The sequence below is a fragment of the Microbulbifer sp. MLAF003 genome (assembly GCF_030012965.1).
In the GTDB taxonomy this organism is placed as follows: Bacteria; Pseudomonadota; Gammaproteobacteria; order Pseudomonadales; family Cellvibrionaceae; genus Microbulbifer; species Microbulbifer variabilis.
The window spans coordinates 2,908,185-2,923,007 of record NZ_CP120232.1 but is presented as its reverse complement, the minus strand read 5'-3'; the positions used below and the strand labels follow the sequence as shown (position 1 = coordinate 2,923,007).

General features: G+C 47.6%; 13 protein-coding genes and 2 pseudogenes. 7 read left to right on the top strand and 8 right to left on the bottom strand.

What is annotated here, in order from left to right; translation table 11 throughout:
* Positions 1-40 precede the first annotated feature (40 nt).
* The 8 genes from P3339_RS13900 to P3339_RS13865 form a co-directional block, all read right to left on the bottom strand.
* Positions 41-1,420 carry a hypothetical protein gene (locus P3339_RS13900; protein WP_282950874.1) on the bottom strand — a complete coding sequence of 460 codons (1,380 nt, stop codon included), beginning with the start codon at positions 1,418-1,420 and terminating at the stop codon, positions 41-43.
* Between the two features lie 8 nt (positions 1,421-1,428).
* Complete coding sequence (locus tag P3339_RS13895; protein WP_020415053.1) at positions 1,429-1,809, bottom strand: hypothetical protein; 381 nt, start codon at positions 1,807-1,809, stop codon at positions 1,429-1,431.
* Positions 1,810-1,822: 13 nt separating this feature from the next.
* Positions 1,823-3,400 (bottom strand): hypothetical protein, encoded by a 1,578-nt coding sequence (locus P3339_RS13890; protein ID WP_282950873.1) that lies wholly within the window; start codon positions 3,398-3,400, stop codon positions 1,823-1,825.
* A gap of 543 nt (positions 3,401-3,943) precedes the next feature.
* On the bottom strand, positions 3,944-4,210 hold the full coding sequence (locus P3339_RS13885; RefSeq protein WP_020415056.1) for a hypothetical protein: 267 nt from the start codon (positions 4,208-4,210) through the stop codon (positions 3,944-3,946).
* Positions 4,211-5,109: 899 nt separating this feature from the next.
* On the bottom strand, positions 5,110-5,298 hold the full coding sequence (csrA, locus tag P3339_RS13880; RefSeq protein WP_020415057.1) for a carbon storage regulator CsrA: 189 nt from the start codon (positions 5,296-5,298) through the stop codon (positions 5,110-5,112).
* Positions 5,299-6,250: 952 nt separating this feature from the next.
* On the bottom strand, positions 6,251-6,751 hold the full coding sequence (gene greB, locus P3339_RS13875; protein WP_020415058.1) for a transcription elongation factor GreB: 501 nt from the start codon (positions 6,749-6,751) through the stop codon (positions 6,251-6,253).
* Positions 6,752-6,789: 38 nt separating this feature from the next.
* On the bottom strand, positions 6,790-7,893 hold the full coding sequence (locus tag P3339_RS13870; RefSeq protein WP_282950872.1) for an alpha/beta hydrolase family protein: 1,104 nt from the start codon (positions 7,891-7,893) through the stop codon (positions 6,790-6,792).
* On the bottom strand, positions 7,812-8,735 hold the full coding sequence (locus P3339_RS13865) for a TolB family protein (RefSeq protein WP_282950871.1): 924 nt from the start codon (positions 8,733-8,735) through the stop codon (positions 7,812-7,814). Before P3339_RS13865 ends, P3339_RS13870 begins: the two co-directional genes overlap by 82 nt.
* Before the next feature lie 286 nt (positions 8,736-9,021).
* Between P3339_RS13865 and P3339_RS13860 the strand changes: the two genes are divergently transcribed.
* From P3339_RS13860 to P3339_RS13840, 7 genes and pseudogenes are all read left to right on the top strand, one after another.
* A complete protein-coding gene (locus P3339_RS13860) occupies positions 9,022-9,876 on the top strand; it encodes a beta-keto acid cleavage family enzyme (RefSeq protein WP_020415060.1) in 855 nt (284 codons plus the stop codon).
* A gap of 279 nt (positions 9,877-10,155) precedes the next feature.
* Positions 10,156-11,529 (top strand): alanine/glycine:cation symporter family protein, encoded by a 1,374-nt coding sequence (locus P3339_RS13855; protein ID WP_051089542.1) that lies wholly within the window; start codon positions 10,156-10,158, stop codon positions 11,527-11,529.
* 283 nt (positions 11,530-11,812) lie between these two features.
* A pseudogene (gene tnpA / locus P3339_RS23820) lies at positions 11,813-12,082 on the top strand (IS66 family insertion sequence element accessory protein TnpA); the annotation flags it as partial.
* Positions 12,083-12,087: 5 nt separating this feature from the next.
* Positions 12,088-12,357: an IS66 family insertion sequence element accessory protein TnpB gene (gene tnpB / locus P3339_RS23545; RefSeq protein WP_353056931.1), complete on the top strand. Its 270-nt coding sequence runs from the start codon at positions 12,088-12,090 to the stop codon at positions 12,355-12,357.
* A 798-nt stretch (positions 12,358-13,155) separates the two neighbouring features.
* A pseudogene (locus P3339_RS23815) lies at positions 13,156-13,536 on the top strand (IS66 family transposase); the annotation flags it as partial.
* Positions 13,537-13,833 carry an IS66 family transposase gene (locus P3339_RS23810; protein ID WP_502867333.1) on the top strand — a complete coding sequence of 99 codons (297 nt, stop codon included), beginning with the start codon at positions 13,537-13,539 and terminating at the stop codon, positions 13,831-13,833.
* A 574-nt stretch (positions 13,834-14,407) separates the two neighbouring features.
* Entirely contained in the window at positions 14,408-14,773 is a 366-nt protein-coding gene (locus P3339_RS13840) for a hypothetical protein (RefSeq protein WP_282950868.1), read from the top strand.
* Positions 14,774-14,823: the final 50 nt, after the last annotated feature.

Genomic DNA, 14,823 nt, shown 5'->3' with positions numbered 1-14,823 from the left:
ATGGGCTCAATCATAAAGCCGCTATATCTGGTTGCTGGGCTTAATTGACAAGTATTCTTTTAGCTGCGCCAAGGCCGCGACTGGTTGTCGTAGAGGGTCCATTAATCCAGTGATCAATAATCTGATGGGCAAAATCACGCCTCTGTGGCCCACTGCTGCCCTTGGTGAGTTCTCCTAGAACCCAGTGATTGTGTGCGATCCAGGTATCCCTGGCGACTGGGCGAATACTCTGGTCTGCCTCACAAAATAGCGGTAGGGATATGGTCAGGTCGCTGGTTTGGCGCAGGGTCTTTGAAGAGATACCTGGGTTTCCAAGTGTATTCCACCAGCGCCGGGCCGTATCCGGGTCGTGGCCAAATTTTTGCTTAAAAGATTTTGTAAAAGGGCTGAGAAACGGCCAGCTACCGCCTTCCAAGATACGTTCAACTATCTCTTTAGTGCTTGCACGATCACCGAAGTTCTCCGGGTCATAAAGTACGCGGTCTTTAGCGGCGGCATGGATAGGGCTGGTGGCGTCGGCGGTAACTATCGTTTCTGTAGGCAGGGCTGCTGCGGCAATGGGCAGCAAAGATGGAGCGCCAAGGCCCAGGCAGTGAAATCTTTGCAAACGCGTGTTGCGGTCTTGGTAGCCATCTGCAATACCTTTAAGTACTTGTGCCAGGCGCACGTAACGCCGTGGGACCGGACGGGCCAATTTGAAGGATGCCGTACCACTAACGTAAAAATCCGTTGCATTAAGGTCACCGCAAATACCCGCGAGCCCCATAGCTGCGGATGTTACTCCAGCTTCTGCGGCGAGTTGTCCGGCGTCGCGGGCCGTGTTGTAGTCCATCGCACTCAGTACCGCATATATCGCAAGCCCCTGGCAGAGCGGGTTTTCCGCTACTTTTTGCCAGAGCCTTAAGCTGCGACGGTTGCGTGAGGCAATGCGCTCCACTGTCCAGCCTGTGATCTCCCGTTCCAGGTCCAAGGCCACCAGGCAGGTGCTGGCGAAGTCTTCCTGGGCGATAAGGTCGGTGGGATTCATCAGCAGCTGACGTTCGATCAGCTGGAGGGTATCGATAGACTCGGATCGTCCAGTGCAGTCGGCAAGTACGGATTCTGCCAGTGCATCGGCTTTTTTGCGTAGGTTTGGCGGGACCTCGCGACCGCGGGGGAGATGACCGAGCTTTCGGCGTAGAGTTTTGACCTCGCGGGTGATTTCCCTGGCTTTTTCAGAGAATTTCGCAATGACAGAATCGATTAACTGCTTTGTGCCGTTATCGGCAAAGAGTGGCAGGCCCCTGTTGCGCACCTCAACAGCCAGCCGCAGGTTTGGGTTTGTAATACGATGGGCTGATAGCAAGTAGCCATCGGCCGAAATGAGATGACTGGCGAAGGCATCCAAAGTTTGACGGCGTAAGTTGGCAATAAAGTGCATTGAAGCAACTACCTGAGCGGTGCTCCCCCATGGAGCGCATGTGAGCAGGATTTCCACTCATCAAGCAGTCCATGCATGTCTTCCAGTTCCACTTCGAGTTCGAGCGCAACCTGCTCAAAGATATCCCACGCGGCAAAAACATCGGGGTGAGTTTCGATACACTCGGCCACGGCATGATCCATTGGCTCGATAGGCATATCCATCTCATCTTTTTGATGCAGGTTGGGAAGGCTGGGAATGGCCGTCTCGAGACATTCAGCGCGCACAGACTCTTTGGCGGCGTGCCACTCGGCCTTTGCCAACTGCGCCATCGCCAGTAGTACCTCTAATTCCAGCAATTTGATTTCAACACTTTCCTGTTCCGACAAGCAGCCGTCATCCGGTGGCATGGTGCTTCTCCTGTTAACGTATCAGAGGGGTAAAGAGCAGCTCTGCAGCGCCCTGGGAAGATTCATCGCTACTATCAGGGTGTTGGACTCCAAGGGACCAATAGAGATTTGCATTGCTTCGCCATGGCTGGAACCAACGGCTTGCCAGCCTCATAAATGCGATGTCAAAGCTGCTTTCGCCAATATCGGCAAGTGCGAGAGCGTCTACCTCTACACCAGGTCTTCCGCTTAACAGGCTTGAGCTTTTTCTGAATATGCCGCTGAGCCTACAAAAGGCCCCTATGGTAACGCCGGCATGCGGTAAGTGAGAGAAGCGCACCACGGCATTTGCCTCGGCATCGCTGGAGGGGTCATGCAACTTAATGTGGCTTAATAGCATGCCGCCTTCCTGAGGAGGAGAGGTGACATTTTTTACGAAACCACGAACTTCAATAAACTCTCCGTCCAAGTGGTTACTGAGTTTGGCCAGCTCCACATTCTTACCATTGGGAAGTGCGGTACTAAACGACATTGAGGCAATACCCTTCTGCAGTTCCTTAATATCTTTTGGTATTTCCAAACCGCTCGTACTCGCGGCAAGTCTGTAGCAGGCCACATGGCTGGCAATGGCCTTGCGAGTAAGAAAGTGGGCATCAACGGCGATATCCCCAACCCGCTCAGCCAAGCCGCCGCTACCTCTCCCCAAGAGTTCTTGGATGACGTTATGCATAGCCGCCTGCGCTCCTATGAGTGCGGGCAAGTTCCGTTCTATTTCCCCTGCGAATAACAAGCAAATGTTTGTGATATTTTCCGGGTTGCCTATCAATACTGCGCTGTAAATCTGCTTTTGCCACCCCTCTATAAAATCTGTAAATTCCCTGGTGATGGCTTTAACTTCGCCTATGTCATCCGTTGAGAACCCAGGTTTATGCCCTCCTGTCGACACAGCGTTATTAAATTGCGCATGCACTAAAGCCAACAGGCCGCGGCACAGGCACATCATTACCGCATCGGCACCACTTTCCAGGCCTGGGTTCAGGGGTTTATCTGTATTGGGCAGGTAAGCGTTCAGGAGGCTGATATTTTCCGTGTCGCCACTCGCCAGGCCTTCCATTGATGCCTGAATATCGGCCCTTGTTCCTATGTCGGCCAACCTTGTACGCAATCGCTCCACAATACTGTTGGGGACTTCCGAGCCCACCATTTCTTCGGCTTTTGCCAAGAGTCTATCCAGGCGGCTATCGATATCCATTTGTTGAAGGCCATCTTCAAGGTTGGTCGCAAATTGGTCCCTGCTTTCACTGATAGCAATACCTCGTAATACGTATAGGAACTCCAGACCCATTCGATGATCGATTTGATTTAGTTCGGAAGCATTATCTGCGCGGCTTTGTAAATTGCGAAACTCTGCATATCCAAGCCCCAGGCATAGGCGAGCTTGCTGCTCAAGCTGGTTCCAAGAGAAAGTAAGAAGTGTTTTTTGAACAGCTATTGCTTCCCGAAATAATCTTTGGAGAGCGGGATTTTGAACCTTGTAAGCTGGCAGTAAATTAAACTGAGATCTTAGCAGGGATAAATAAGTCTTGCTGGGGTGCACATTGGGCTGTGGCATCCAGGTCTCCTTACGTCACAAGCGGGGTTAGTTTCTCAGTCAAGAGAAGTAATAATAGTTAATCGTAAGGTTTCTGCCTCAAGCGTTCATCGCTTGAATAGTTTTCTTTTGAGCGCTTTTAAATCAAGGTGAACAATCGCTTAGCTATTACCTGTTGATAATAAACCTTGCTAAAGATCTGTTTTTGCGCCTTTGATGAACCATTGCCGTTCTAGCTTTTTGAGGGGGCTTTGATTAACCATTTTATTAGGCAGGCGTTAATAGAGATGCCGAATACAGAAGTAATTTATTGCGATCTAAAAGCGCTTTGACTGTTCCGGCCTCTGTACCATCAGTTGACATAAGCAGAGTATCGGCACTCTGCTTAATTGGTTTGACCACAACGGTAAAGCAATAGTTAAAGATTAAAAAACAACAACTCAGGCGCCTGGAGAGTAAATTGAGAATAAGTCGGCTGATATCTTTCTTCCAGCCAGTATAAAAAATAACCACACATATTTGCTTGGCAATTGCACTATTTGTATAAACTTTAATAAGCTTGTTTTAGCTTGAACCTGAAGGCACCTTCTCTTCGATAGTTTCAATCGGCATCCAACCTAAGTACTGGTGCGCATTTTCGTAATGGTCCATTCCTACTTCCCAGGCAATAAGGGTGGCGCCCTCTGACTCTGTGGCAACTTTCCAAATTACCCTGACTAACCCACGATTTGTGGCATTTTCCGCTGTAGGAAGACAGTCTTGACAGCTAATCCATTGAGGTAACTTACTGTTCTGGCTGGGTTTACCAGCAAGGGAGATTTGGTTACTCAAAAGAAAGTTCCTCACCAAACAAATTTGAATTGTAAATAGTCTTATTGTTGCTTATTGAGGTGCCAATAAAGGTATCGATATACCCGCGGTATTGTTCACCTGTCGGCAATCATAGCATATTTGATAGTAAGACTTGCTGGTCAACTATAGGCCTACGCAGCAATAATTTGGCTTCAAATGTGAACTGGTTAAATGAATTTTTTTATTTAGCAGGGTGTCTATTAACCTTCAGCCCATAAAAGTAGTTTTTCTTTTAATTTTTCATAACCCTCAGGCCGGCCTGATTCTTATTGTTGCGTAGATTTAGGGTTGTCTGTGAGGCTATGAGATCATGTGATTATACTAACACTGTTTAATATTTTGGTGAGTTTCATAAGGGCTGTATTGTATTTTTTGGCAATTGTATAGACCAAAATATATTTTTTATTAAGAGTGCTGGCAGGTTCTATAATAGTTAATAGAGAGGTTGTTATTAAAATTGTTGCGTATCTTGGGAATTCCTTACTCTAAAAGATCAGTAACCACCGCATGATAGGTGCTAATAATTTTGGCCCATGCTGATGTTATAGTATTTCAAGGATTTCTTTTTCGGAAATTGGTTGGGGTTTAATTAGATCTTGTCATCGGGTCAGAAGGGGCATGATCTCTTGAAAAAAACCGATACTTTACCAATATGAATATCTCGGATAAATTTTTTAGTCGCGGCAATTATTGGTGCTGAAAGATTTAAACACTGAATTCTATGCAGGGATTTCTCAGAAAAATCCTAGGCACCTAGTGTTTGATAGAAAGTAAAAGCGGAGACTTACAATGCTCTCCCGAAAGACCAGTATATATGATCCCCGTATCGCCCTAATGGGCGATAAACTTTTTTAAACTGCATATAGACCATCTGATTCTCAGCGATTTCTATTTGTCACTATCCGTTTCTTTTTGATCCGCAGATAAATTTCTTCGCGGTGAACGGAAATGGATTTGGGAGCATCCACTCCTACCTTTACCTGATCACCCTTTACTTCAAATACTGTGATCGAGACTTTTGTTCCAATTCTGATATTTTCGCCAATTCGGCGGGTTAAAATTAACATGGTCATTTCCTATTGAACTTAAACCATAGGCAGGCTTTCCATGGTGGAAAGGCTTAAAAGTAATGTGTGAAGGAAATGCGGGGTGGTGCACGAGAACGGTAGGCGCAGAAGAAGAAAAGGCGGGCGCAACGCTCCCAGAGCCTGGGGAATCGCTCCAAGCTACTGAATGTTCTCCACTTTATTGAAGACGAGTGGGTTTCTAGCGTATTATCCATTCAGCCATTTTGATAGTTGGGTTATCAATTTGGTCAGCTGGCCCCTGGTGTTCCTGCACCTTGGGTCAGCGCCTTTTACTTGCTCTTACATCACGCTAGCGTTCTCCTTTGAAGGGTGGGGTTTCTAGGGAAATCTTAAGGCTTCTGACTCTCTTAGGCTTTTTAGATTATTGCCCACAGAGGTTTGCTAAATAAGCGCCTAAATCCCGATAAATATCCACCAATTCTACGCAGCTTTGACACTAAAACAAACTTAATAAAATCCAATAAGATTATTTTCGTGCCTATATTTGCCTGTTTACACTTGGATATAATTTTATTCTTGATTGGTTTAGGTGGCTTTCCGTACCGGTTCTCATCTTATAAATTGAATAATCCCTCCGCTTTTCCAGGTGCTCACTGATTGGTGAGATAAAATTCAGGGAAAAGTGTTTGGAGAAGTAGGTGGAGCCTTCAGGGCAGGCCGATAACTGCTTATTGTAGGCTTATCTCCGGTTTACTTTATGGGTTTATTGTTTCTGGTGGGGTTAGCCTTTTTGGGGGTGTCCCGGCGTAGACAGGTGTGTGAGGAGTAGAGGGCCGTTTATAAATTCAGGAATAGGGTGGTTTATTTTTTAATTTGGACTGAAATAGAGCTTGATGTATTTTTTTATAGACAGTGAGTGAGCAGGAATAAAAGGGAAGGGATAGGTGGCCAGTGGCACTTACTTTCCCTCCTCAACAAATATGTAGAAGCGTTACTCTTCGTAACGGATTTCAGTGATATAGTAAGTCTGCCATTCTTCTCCTTGACGAATTTCTATCTCATCGTCGAGCTTTCGCCCCAGTAGGCTGCGTGCAACTGGGGAGTCCATTGAGATCAGGCCTGCTTTCACATCAAACTCATCTGGGCCGACGATTCGATAGCTAACAGCTTCGCCGTCCTCATCCTCAAGCGTCACCCAGGCCCCAAAAAATACTTTTTCTTTATCTTCTGGTACCCGATCTACTACGGTGATTTCCTCCAGGCGTTTAGTGAGAAAGCGCACGCGGCTGTCGATTTCACGCAGTCGTTTCTTGCCATAGATATAATCTGCGTTTTCGGAGCGGTCCCCTAACTTGGCTGCGTCACTGACAGCCTGGGTGACCCTGGGCCGTTCTTCCTCCCAGAGGTGTTTTACTTCGGCGCGCATTCGCTGCGCGCCCTCTGCGGTGATATAGCGGGAGCCGCGCGGACGCGGCGGTCTCCATCTTCCCATAGGTTTACTGGATGCCTCTTAACTGTAGGGATGCGCTGCTAAAGGTTTTCAATGGTGATTCCTGGGCCGGCTTCTGCCAGCGGAAACTTGAATATACGACTATAGAACTCGAGTTCGCCTTCAAGTGCCATCTTGATGCTGTCGCCACTCCTGAATCCGTGTCCTTCATTGGTGAAGGTGATATAAGAAACGGGAATGCCACGCTCTTTGAGGGCTTTTACCATGGTTTCTGCCTGGTTGGGCGGTACTACCTTATCTTCCATACCCTGAAAGAAGATTACCGGGCAGCTCAGCTGCTCCACATGATTGATGGGAGAGCGCTCATAATAAATATGCTCGGCAGATGGCCAGGGGCCCACCAGTTTATCCAGGTAGCGGGATTCAAATTTGTGTGTGTCTTTGGCAAGGCTGCTCAATTCACCGATGCCATAATGGCTGGCGCCGGCCTTAAAGGTGTCGTGATAGGTGAGTGCGGCGAGTACTGTATAACCGCCAGCGCTGCCGCCTTTAATTAACAGCCGTTCAGGATCTGCCAGACCTCGGTCAACCAGGTACTCGGCACCTGCACAGACGTCCTCGACATCATAAATTCCCCATTTATCGGTGAGGCGATCTCGATATTCACGCCCATATCCTGTGCTGCCGGAATAGTTTACATCCAGAATGGCAAAGCCGCGGCTGGTCCAATATTGCACTTTTAAGTTGAGGCCTGCTGAAGTGGCACCTGTGGGGCCGCCATGGCTAAATACAATCAGTGGGGGCTTATCGCCTTCGGGGGCTGAGTAGCTGGGGTTGTGTGGAGGATAGTAAAAGCCATGGACGTCGCGGTCGTTTACCGTAAAGGTAATTGCCTGGGCGTTGGAGAAGAGATTGGTTGGCAAGGTACGGCTGTTACTGCTGGCTATAGGTTCTAAAGTGCGCATAGCCGAGTCAAAAGTGACAACCGCTGGAAAACTGTCGGTGCCAGCGGCAATCATAATGGCTTTGCCATCTTCACAGTGCAGGCTTTCAATATCGCAATAGGGCTGTTCGATAGTGTGGTGCTTACCGGTGCGGGTATTCAGGGTGGCCAGATACCAGCGGCCGCTCTCAGTGTAAGTGCAGAGGACTTCTTCTTCGCCGATAAAGCCGTAGGTAGACATGCCGAATACCCACTGGGGTGTGGCGAATTCTGCATTTTTTCCCACAGGGGAGCCTCTTGCCCCAGCTGATACAGGTTCCACCAGTTGTTGCGGTCAGAAACATAAACCAGCTCCCCCTTTGGGGACCATTGCGGTTGAAATATGGATTCGTTCTGCCCGCCGGCCACTTGCGTGACTCCGGTAACTACCCCTTGTGTATTCAAGTCGGCAAGGCACAGTTCGGTGGCATCCCAGGGGAGGTTGGGGTGATGCCAGCGCAGGAAGCTCAGCTTGCTGCCGTCGGCATTCAGGGCCGGGTTTGAATAAAAATCAGCACCTTCCTGTAATACTTCGGGAGTTGTATCCAGTGGTTTTTGCAGGTCGATCGCAATGATACGAGCACGCGCTTCAGCGCCTTGCTCGTGGCCGCTGTCGTCTTCCTCGATACAGATCAGGCGGTTTCTTTTTTTATCCAGAATTAAGTCTGCGTAGCGCGAGCTATTTTCTGGAGTAATGGCTTCGGGCAGGGTGCTGTCGAGTTTCATGCGGTAGATACGCTGGTCTTCCGCTAACACAAAGTAGAACGTATCCCTACTCACCAGGTAGCTGCCGCCACCGTATTCGTGGGCTTTGGAGCGCACACTCACAGGGGCGGGAGTGAGGTCCTTGCGGCCATCTTTTGGGCAGTATTGCACCAGGACATTGCGGCCTTTCTCTAATGGTCGCGACTCCAGCCAGTAATAGCGCCCATCTAACAGAGTGGCTTCCCCTAGGCGCACACTGCCCTCTACAAGAAGTTCAGCGCTGATTGCAGATTTCCAGCTGCCATAGGGGGCGGTAATTGTCATGGGGACCTCGCTCATTGGTTAGTTATTTCCTTATTTGGTTTCTTGCATTCTGCCGGCCCTGTAAAGAGGGCACAAGGTGCCTTTCTAAGGGCAGATGCCTGTGATAGGCTGCAATAACCAAGCAAGCGCTTGGTGTGATCAATAACAATGATCAACTGACTTTTAGGGATACTGCCTTGAAGATCTTGTGCCTGGTGACGGTGCAGATACTTCGAGAAAGGCAATCAATGGATTTTGAATAGATCCTTCGACTTGCCAGGTTGACCGCGGCCCAAATAAAGATAATTCAGGAGAGCCTGCGATGTCTGATGAAGTTGTAATTACTTGCGCCCTGACAGGGGTGCTCACCAACCCCCAGCAGCACCCGGTTCCGGTTACCCCAAAGGAAATGGCAATCTCTGCGCGGGAAGCCTTTGATGCCGGTGCTTCGGTTATGCATGTACATTTTCGTGCCCAGGAGCCGGGTAAGGGGCATCTGCCCAGCTGGGACCCGCAAGTGGCATTGGAAATAGCCGATGCGATTCGCGAAAAGTGCCCCGGTGTTATTTTAAATTTCTCCACGGGCACCATAGGTAGGGACCAGCGAGGCCCATTGGAGTGTGTACGCGCCGGCAAACCGGAAATTGCTGCCTGTAATGCTGGCAGCCTGAATTACCTGAAGGCGCGCTCTAATGGCACCTGGGCCTGGCCGCCCATGGTTTTTGATAACCCGGTAGACAAGGTGGAGGAGCTACTGGAAGTTTGCCGTGAGACAGGTACCCGGCCAGAGTTTGAATGTTTTGATCTCGGTATTGTGCGCTCGGTGGGCATGTATGCAGATGTAGGTATGGTGGATAAGCCCAATTACAATCTGGTGATGGGGGTGGCTTCGGGAATGCCCGCAGACCCGGAACTGCTGGAGCTTATGCCGAAATATATGAAGCCAAATAGCCTGTGGCAGAGTACGGTGATCGGGCGTGAGGAAATCTGGCCCGTGCATCGCAAAACAGCGGAGCTGGGCGGGAACCTGCGCTCAGGGGTGGAAGATACCTTTTACCTGCCTGGAGGGGAGCGTACTAGCGGTAATGGCCAGCTGATTGAGGCGCTGGCTGTTATTGCGGAGGAGCGTGGCCGTAAAGTGGTATCTCCAGAGCGAGCGCGGGAAATTTTCTGTTAAGACCTTCCTATTTATGGTGATGCCGTGGCGGATGAATTTTATGCTGCGGCAGGCCCTTCCTCTTTATTCCTTTGACTCCTGCTGAAAATCAATCTGCCTGGGGACTGCTAGTCTTATTACCAGCCTGGGTGTCGCCGGTACCATGGGTGAATAAAAAGTAAGCCGTCAAAGGGAGTGGTGGATGCAAGCGCTTCTGGACCAATTAATCAGGGTGATTGACTGGGCCAACCTGTTTCTATGGGGGGAGTTGCCGGCATTTGGTGGTTGGGAATTTTGATCATGGCCTTATTGCCGGCCGGCCTCTACTTTTCCATTCGTACCCGCTTTATCCAGTTCAGGCACTTTGGCCATATGGTGAAGGTTATGGTGCGCGGTATCCATAAAGAGCATCCCGGTTCAATTTCTGCTTTTCAGGCATTTGCCACCAGTGCTGCGGCCCGTATTGGTACCGGGAGCCTTGCGGGCGTTGCGGTTGCCATTACTGCTGGTGGGCCGGGTGCCGTATTCTGGATGTGGATGGTGGGCTGGCTGGGGATGGCGACCAGTATGGTTGAAAATACCCTTGCTCAGGTTTACAAGGAAAAAGGGGAGCAGCCGGGAACGTTCCGCGGTGGGCCTGCGTACTACATCGAAAAGGGGCTCGGGCCAAACTGGAGGTGGTTATCAGTCACCTTTTCTATATTCCTGTTGATGTGTTACGGCTTTATTTTCAACTCAGTGCAGTCAAATGCCATGGCCCAGGCAATCAACGATGCCTGGGGAATTAACCCGCTGTTAGTGGGGTTTGTGGTGGCCTTGGTTGCGGCGATTATTGTGTTTGGTGGTATACGCTCTATCGCAAGCTTTGCGGGAATTGTGGTGCCCTTTATGGCGATCGCCTATCTGTTGGTGGCTCTGGCAATCTTGATCGTCAATATTGCCGAGTTACCAAAAGTACTCGCCACTATTTTGAAAAGTGCTTTCGGACTGACTGAGGCTGGCGCAGGTGTACTGGGGGCAGTGGTTTCCAATGGTATTAAGCGCGGATTATTTGCCAATGAGGCCGGGTTGGGGTCTTCGCCAAATGTTGGTGCTGCCGCCGATGTAAAGCATCCATTGGTACAGGGTTATGTGCAAATGGCTTCGGTATTCCTGGATACTATTGTGATTTGTAGCTGTACGGCGGCGATTATTCTGGTTGCCGATGTTTATATGGTGGGGAATGTTGAAGGAGTAAAGCTGGCCCAGGACTCGTTAGCTAGTGAGGTGGGCTCCTGGGGAAGCGGATTTATTGCCTTTGCGCTGCTGTTCTTTGCGTTCACTTCGATTATTGGTAATTACTATTATGGTGAAACCAATATTTTTTATCTTTACCACACGCGCACCTCTATATTCTGTTATCGCATTGTTTTCCTGATATTTATCCTCTTTGGTGCCTGGGTTTCCTTCAGCGGCAGTGCCGAGAATTTTACCTTGCTTTGGCGCATGGCTGATGTGTCAATGGGATTTATGGCTTCGACAAATATCCTGGCTATTATTTTGCTTTCAGGCATTGCATTCAAAGTTCTAGCGGACTATGAAGAGCAATTAAATCGAGGAATTAAGGAGCCAGTTTTTGATGCCAGCAAGTATGATATTAAAGGGATTGACCATGAGGTGTGGGATAGAAAATAAGAGTTTACATTATTAGCATCTGTAAAAGATTTATATCCAGCAGAAGTGAAAATAATTATAAAAAAGAAACTAATTAATTTGGGTCAATGCCACTGATGGTTCTTATTGGGTGATCAATATTCTTTCTAATCCTTCTAAACTCTATTTTGTTGAATAGAAAGAGGGACTATCTATTGAAGTAAGCGGTACATGAACCACATTATTCAACGTGCTTTGGCAGGCTGCCATGATACCCCCTCCATCAACTTCGGAGGGAAGCCCCATGCATTAGCAGCAGTGGCAAAGTCATGCCAGGGCCTACGAGAAAAGCTCTCAAACCAAACGCGGCTATACTCGTAAACACAACCTAAACTACAGCCAGTTCCTCTACTGGTACCGCAAACTAACTGAACAAACTTCGGTGTCTGATACCCCTGACTTTGTTCCCGTGGATATCAAGTCTTCTACAGTCACTACGGGAAACCTGGGTATATTGGAGTTCCCTAATGGCATAAAGCTGGTGATCAATAGCCCGGTGTTGTTGGCGCAAATCCCTGGCCTTATGGATCTGTAAATACGATATGGCTACCGTTTAACAGCAAAGTCTGGTTTTACCGTCAGCCCATCGATTTCAGGAAACAGATTGATGGTATTGTGCTGCTGGTGGCTGATACGTTACACAAAGATCCGACATCCGGTCAGCTCTTTGTCTTTCGCAATAAAAAGGCCGATAAAATTCGTATGCTCTATTGGGAAGGTAATGGATTTAGGCTCCTGTATAAGAGAAATGAGAAGTCGAGGTTTATCTTTCCTGGCATTTCAAATGACGCCATAGAATTGTCGATTTGACAGCTACAGTGGCTGCTTTCCGGTTTGGGCTTTACTCAGCAAGAAGAACCAGAAAAACTCTATTTTTCTCGCTTCTATTGATACGTATAGAGTCAGGAAAATAGTTTCCCATGGTATAATCCACACATAAATTAACATCGGAAAACCCAATGGCTACCGGTGATACGCTACAGTGCCAGGTTGAACAGCTCACACGTGAACTCAAACTCTCGCTCCAACGATGCGAGCAGTTTGAAAAGGCTTACAGTCAACTATTGTTTTAATTCAAACAACTGCAGCGTTCTCTCTTTGGACGGTGCTCTGAGCGATACGAAGGCCCTGATGATCCTCAAAGGCTACTATTCGACAGTGCAGAAGTTTGAGATGAAGGCTCTGTAGAGGAAAACGAGGTTGAGAACGACAAAGGCCAGGATGCTGTGGTAAGCATTGCGGCACATAAGTGTCATAAAAAAACAAAGAAGATCTTTGCCGAGCACCTGCCAAGAAAAGAGGTGGTAATCCCTGTCTCAGAGCAGGATAAAACCTGTGCATGTGGCTGCCAAAAGAATATTGTTGATTACGAGCGTCATGAGCGCTTGAACTACATAGCCCGGTATATGAGTAATTGTCGAATTGCGGGAGAAGGTTGCCTGCCCTAAAGGCTGTGCAGGCCAAATAGTTATTGCTCCCAAGCCAAAGCATATCCTACCCAAGGGTAAGTTCACCGAATCCATTCTAAGCCATCTCATTGTCAGCAAGCTTGATGATCGACAGCCGTTCTATCACCTGTAAAAAAAGTTTGAGACCAGCGCCGGTTTTAGCTTTCCCCGTCAAACCATGGATCGTACTGTTATCGATTGTGCCGCTCCCCTTAAACCACTGATCAATTTGCTAAAAGATGGGATCATTGGCTACGATATTGGGGCTTTGGATGCCACATCACTCCAAGTTCTTAACGAACCTGGCCGGCCAGCAAGCCGAAAATCTTATGCTTACTATTTCCGAGGAGGCCCTCCAGGAAAGGAAGCGATCCTCTATGAATATAATGCCGTTGATCACAAAAATTTTGTGAATGACTGGTTTGCCGGCTTTAAAGGCACACTGCATTGCGATGCTGATCCATTTTTTGAATTGCTGTTTGAGCAGTCAGCTGTAAACCCAAATCATTGCAATGCACATGCCCGGCGAAAATTCGAACCCATAGCGAGAGCGGCGCAAGGGGATGGGCTTTGTGCATTTCTCAACGATGGTCGCTTAGAAATCGACAACAATTTGACTGAACAGGAAATCAAACCCTTTGTCATGGCTCGCAAAAACTTCCTGTTTGCATCTTCGGTCAATGGCGCTAAAGCATTATGTCTGCACTTCAGTTTGATTCGCACTGCTAAACACCACGGTCTTGACCCCAAAAGGTATTATGTGGAGGGCTTAAGGCAATTCCTCACTGTCAATCCGTTGAGGATTATGAGGCACTATTACCCTGGATATCCAGCTTGAGAGAATCGGGATGGCAGCAGCAGCGTAATTAGATGCGCAGTAAAGAAACTGACGTTGGCTTTATGCCTCTACATTTGTCGAGTGGCGACACTTCTTTTGAACTTAGACGACAGGTCACTCAACCCCCCAACTTGAATGCCTCAAATAGAATCCTAACTCACTGCTAGGTAAGATCGCTTACAAAAGCAACGGATTCTAACTTATTGAAAGTAGTACATTATTGCCGTTTCCAAAGAGATTAATCAAAAATATACAATTAAAATAAAGTACTCTTAAATTTCCTATTATTTGCTTTTGGTGACAGCCTTTTATTAATGCTTAGGCCTGATGTAAAAAAATATCCCTTTATAACTCATTCGCAAAAATTTCATTTCTTTTTGTGTTGTACGTCACGCCTTTGATGTTGAAAAAAATGCCATAAGTACATTAAAAATCTGCAGCAAATAAATATACAAAATCCTGGCTGATCTAAGTTCAAGTTTTCTAGCACAGGATCATCTAGAAAAATTTAATTGATTATTGGGTTTGGAATGAGTATGAGAAAAAAAGCTTAGTGGTTGGTCTGGTTAGTACGATGGTTTTAATGGTACTTGCATTCTATATCGTAGGAGATTTCCGGGAGGGAGATTCCAGGGTGAAAGGCACAATTACAAACCAAGTATCAATAGAAGAGAGAGGGTTGGGAGAGTCAGTAGAGCCAAAATTTAGTAGCCACGAAGACCCACCCGTTGAGGTGGAAAACCGTGAACTTAGTGTGGATCTACAAACTGACGTTGTGGTTGGGGGAAAAGGTCGATCTATGGTTAATGGTGTACCTGTGGATAGTATCAGACAAGAAATTCAAAAGAGAGATGCCTCAATAACCAGGACAATTGAAGTAAAGAATAATGATCCTTTGCTTGGATATAAGGTAAACAAAATACCTGAGAGTGAACAATAAAGGTTACAGGGAAGTTTTGCTGATAAATAGTTGTAAAGACAGGATTTCGA

Bases quoted from the DNA above. Each gene is read 5' to 3' on its own strand.
- P3339_RS13890 (WP_282950873.1), bottom strand. From the start codon at position 3,400: ATGCCACAGCCCAATGTGCACCCCAGCAAGACTTATTTATCCCTGCTA.
- P3339_RS13840 (WP_282950868.1), top strand. From the start codon at position 14,408: ATGGTTTTAATGGTACTTGCATTCTATATCGTAGGAGATTTCCGGGAG.
- P3339_RS13855 (WP_051089542.1), top strand. From the start codon at position 10,156: ATGGCCTTATTGCCGGCCGGCCTCTACTTTTCCATTCGTACCCGCTTT.
- csrA (WP_020415057.1), bottom strand. From the start codon at position 5,298: ATGTTAATTTTAACCCGCCGAATTGGCGAAAATATCAGAATTGGAACA.
- P3339_RS13870 (WP_282950872.1), bottom strand. From the start codon at position 7,893: ATGTCTACCTACGGCTTTATCGGCGAAGAAGAAGTCCTCTGCACTTAC.
- P3339_RS13860 (WP_020415060.1), top strand. From the start codon at position 9,022: ATGTCTGATGAAGTTGTAATTACTTGCGCCCTGACAGGGGTGCTCACC.
- P3339_RS13865 (WP_282950871.1), bottom strand. From the start codon at position 8,735: ATGAGCGAGGTCCCCATGACAATTACCGCCCCCTATGGCAGCTGGAAA.
- P3339_RS13895 (WP_020415053.1), bottom strand. From the start codon at position 1,809: ATGCCACCGGATGACGGCTGCTTGTCGGAACAGGAAAGTGTTGAAATC.
- greB (WP_020415058.1), bottom strand. From the start codon at position 6,751: ATGGGAAGATGGAGACCGCCGCGTCCGCGCGGCTCCCGCTATATCACC.
- P3339_RS13900 (WP_282950874.1), bottom strand. From the start codon at position 1,420: ATGCACTTTATTGCCAACTTACGCCGTCAAACTTTGGATGCCTTCGCC.